Origin of the sequence: Aquiflexum sp. (genome assembly GCF_041749095.1) — a bacterium.
Taxonomy (GTDB): domain Bacteria; phylum Bacteroidota; class Bacteroidia; order Cytophagales; family Cyclobacteriaceae; genus Aquiflexum.
Map to the genome: position 1 here is coordinate 1 of NZ_JBGTCA010000303.1, position 3,313 is coordinate 3,313.

Annotated in this window: 3 protein-coding genes; all 3 read left to right on the plus strand. The window is 43.3% G+C overall.

All coding sequences use genetic code 11. The features are described from left to right. The coding region (locus ACEW8O_RS13920; protein WP_373495232.1) for a cytochrome C at positions 1-660 on the plus strand (660 nt) is incomplete at its 5' end. 177 nt (positions 661-837) lie between these two features. Beyond that, the gene (locus ACEW8O_RS13925; protein WP_373495233.1) at positions 838-2,019 is read left to right on the plus strand and encodes a DUF1624 domain-containing protein; all 1,182 of its coding nucleotides are present in this window, start codon (positions 838-840) and stop codon (positions 2,017-2,019) included. 35 nt (positions 2,020-2,054) lie between these two features. Next, a partial coding sequence (locus ACEW8O_RS13930; protein WP_373495234.1) for a Zn-dependent hydrolase occupies positions 2,055-3,313 on the plus strand: 1,259 nt, incomplete at its 3' end.

The following is a 3,313-nucleotide window of genomic DNA, read 5'->3' on the forward strand; positions in this document are numbered from 1 at the left end:
GACGGAGAATTGTTCAGGATGATGCGCCATGCGGTGAAGCCGGATGGAACGGCAACTTTATCCGTGCTGATGCCTTTCTGGGATATGGCTGATGAAGACCTGGTAGCTGTAGTTTCCTATTTGAGAAGCCTGCCACCGGTCAAAAACGAAGTGCCGGATAACGAGTGGACCTTTATGGGCAAGGCAGTCCGGGTGGTGGCTTCCTCCTTTAAACCGATAGAAAAACCTTCCCCTCCTTCCTTTGCACCACCCATGGCAGCAACCATCGAAAGGGGGGAATATATTTCGCGTTATGTCGCCAATTGTGTAGGATGCCATACCAACAGGGATTTAATGACCTTTGAGGCAATCGGACCGGAATATGCCGGTGGAATGGAATTTGAACCCTACCCGGAATTGCACATAATGCTTGGTGAGGATCCTGAACTATGGATGCGTACACCCAATATCACTCCCCATCCAAACAGCGCACTATCCAAATTCAAAACTGTGGAGGAATGGAAAGAAAGATTTCGGCAGGGAAGGATTATCAAAATCTCATCCATGCACTGGGGTCCTTTCTCAAGAATGTCCGATGAAGATTTGGAGGCACTCTACCTGTATTTGACAAGTCTCGAGCCTGTTGATTATGATGCGGGGGAACTGATGTTTAAGAAGTGAGGGGGGAATCTTGTCTATCTGTAAATTTCATTCTCTTTCTGCAATTAGACAGAAGACGGAAGATAAAAATTAACCTAAAGTTGGACAATGACCGGAATGTCATTGTCCAACCTATTTTAAGTTTCAATATGTCCAGAGAAATTTTAATTCGGGATTCAGAAGTTTTTTCAAAAAAATATGACCACAATCCCAATCCCTAACCATAGAATTTCATCCCTCGATCTTGTCAAAGGTTTGGCCATGATCATTATGGCATTGGACCATGTGCGGGATTTTGTGCATGCCCCGGCTTTTTTATTTGATCCGGCAGATCCCGATCAGACAACTTTGGCAATCTTCTTCACCAGATGGGTAACCCACTTCTGTGCGCCTGCTTTCAGTTTCCTGGCAGGAATGTCTGCCTTTATGATAAGTAAGCGAAAGTCAAAACAGGAGTTGTCAGGATTTCTTCTGAAACGTGGGCTTTGGCTCGTTTTTATTGAACTGACCTTTGTGAATTTTTCCTGGTTTTTTGACTTCCGGTTTGAAACGGTCCTTCTTGGGGTAATTTGGTCATTGGGGATCAGCATGATTGCTTTGGCTGGATTGGTTTATTTACCCAGGTTGGTTGTTTTAATTTTTAGTCTTATCCTGATTTTTGGCCACAATCTCTTGGATAATATCCAATTCGAGGATTCCATTTTATGGGCCATTTTTCATTATCAGAATATTTTCTTCCTATCCGAGAACTTCCTGCTTATCGTAGGATACCCAATTATTCCATGGATTGCAGTGATGTCATTTGGATTTTACTTTGGCTCTTTTTATGATAAATCCTTTGAGAGTTCCAAAAGAAAAAGAACATTTAACCTGATTGGGATTTCGGCAATTGTGCTATTTGTCGGATTGAGATGGACCAATGTTTATGGTGACCCCAATGACTTCCAACAATTTGGAGAACTTTCCAAAAACCTGGTTTCCTTTTTGAATCCCACCAAATACCCTCCTTCTCTTTTGTTTTTATTGATGACCTTGGGTGGAACATTTCTCCTATTGTCAAACTCCGAAAAATGGAAAGGAAAGGCGGTGGATTTCATCTGCAGCTTTGGCAGGGTTCCCTTCTTTTACTACATCATCCACCTGTACCTGATTCACCTTACTGCAATCGGATTGGCCGCGATTAAAGGTTTTGTCTGGGAAAAAAATATGATCTTAAGTGTTTGGCTAGGATTTGATATGCCGATTCCAGGATATGGCTTTCCGCTTTGGGTGGTCTATACGGTTTGGATATCAGTGATTTTATTATTGTATCCGCTTTGTAAAAGATTTGACAGATACAAGATGGCCAATAAGGATAAGTGGTGGCTGAGTTATTTTTAAAAACTTAAAAAGGTTATGAATCAAATTAAAATAATATGAAATCACCCTTACTTTCAATCTCCTTTTTGCTGTTTATCAATTCTGTCTTTGCCCAAGTCAGCTATTCCATCGACCAAATCAGGGTTAATGAAAAACGCATCGAGCAGCGGATTCAGGAGTTTGCCAAATTCGGAATAAATGAAAAAGGGCAGCCTTATCGGGTAGCCTACAGCCAAGGTGACATCGAGGGTAGGGCATACTTTATGGACCTGATGAAAAAGGCTGACCTTGAAGTACAAATTGATTATGCCGGCAATATCATTGGGAAAAGAGCAGGTAAAGACCCCTCCAAAAAACCCATAGCCTTTGGTTCTCACCTTGACATGGTACCCAATGGGGGGAATTATGATGGAGCGCTAGGCTCCTTTACGGCACTGGAAATCATCGAAGTGTTGAACGAACATAATATCATCACCAACCATCCCTTGGAAGTGCTGATCTTCCAAAATGAAGAAGGAGGATTGGTAGGCAGCAGGGCCATAACAGGAAATCTCAAAAAAGAAGCTTTGTCCCAAAAAAGCGCAAGTGGATTGTCCATTGAAGAAGGTATCAGGGCAATAGGTGGTGACCCTGAAAGGTTGGATGAAGTGATCAGAAAAAAAGGGGATTTAACCGCATTTCTGGAAATCCACATAGAGCAGAGTAAGGTCTTGGAAGCTCAAGGCATTGATGTGGCAATTGTAGAGGGAATCGTAGGTATTGAAGATTGGGACATCACCGTAATTGGAATGGCCAACCATGCCGGCAGCACCCCCATGAACGACAGACAGGATGCCCTGATTGCTGCCTCCAAATTGGTACTTGCCGTCAATGAAGTGGTCAACAGCTACGAGGGAGCTCAGGTAGGGAGTGTAGGAAAAATTTCAGTCCCATCAGGTGCCCCCAATATCATTCCCGGAAAAGTGGAAATGAGCTTGCAGATGCGGGACCTTTCCTCAGAAAAGATCATGAAAATGTTTGCTGATATTGAAAAACGTGCGGTACAGATCGCCAAAGAAACCAATACTGAAATAGAATTTAAAAACCTTAACCTGGGCACAACACCAACCATAGCGAGCAAGGAAATCCAGGATAAAATGATACAGGCTGCTGTATCCCTGGGAATTTCCTATATCAAAATGCAGAGCGGTGCCGGGCACGATGTACAGGAAATGGCTTTGTTAGGCCCGATCGGCCTTGTGTTTATCCCAAGCAAGGATGGAATCAGCCACAATCCCAAAGAATATTCCTCCCCTTCCCAAATGGCCAAAGGCGC

Excerpts from the sequence above, each read along its gene's own strand:
- ACEW8O_RS13925 (WP_373495233.1), top strand. The coding sequence starts at position 838 with ATGACCACAATCCCAATCCCTAACCATAGAATTTCATCCCTCGATCTT.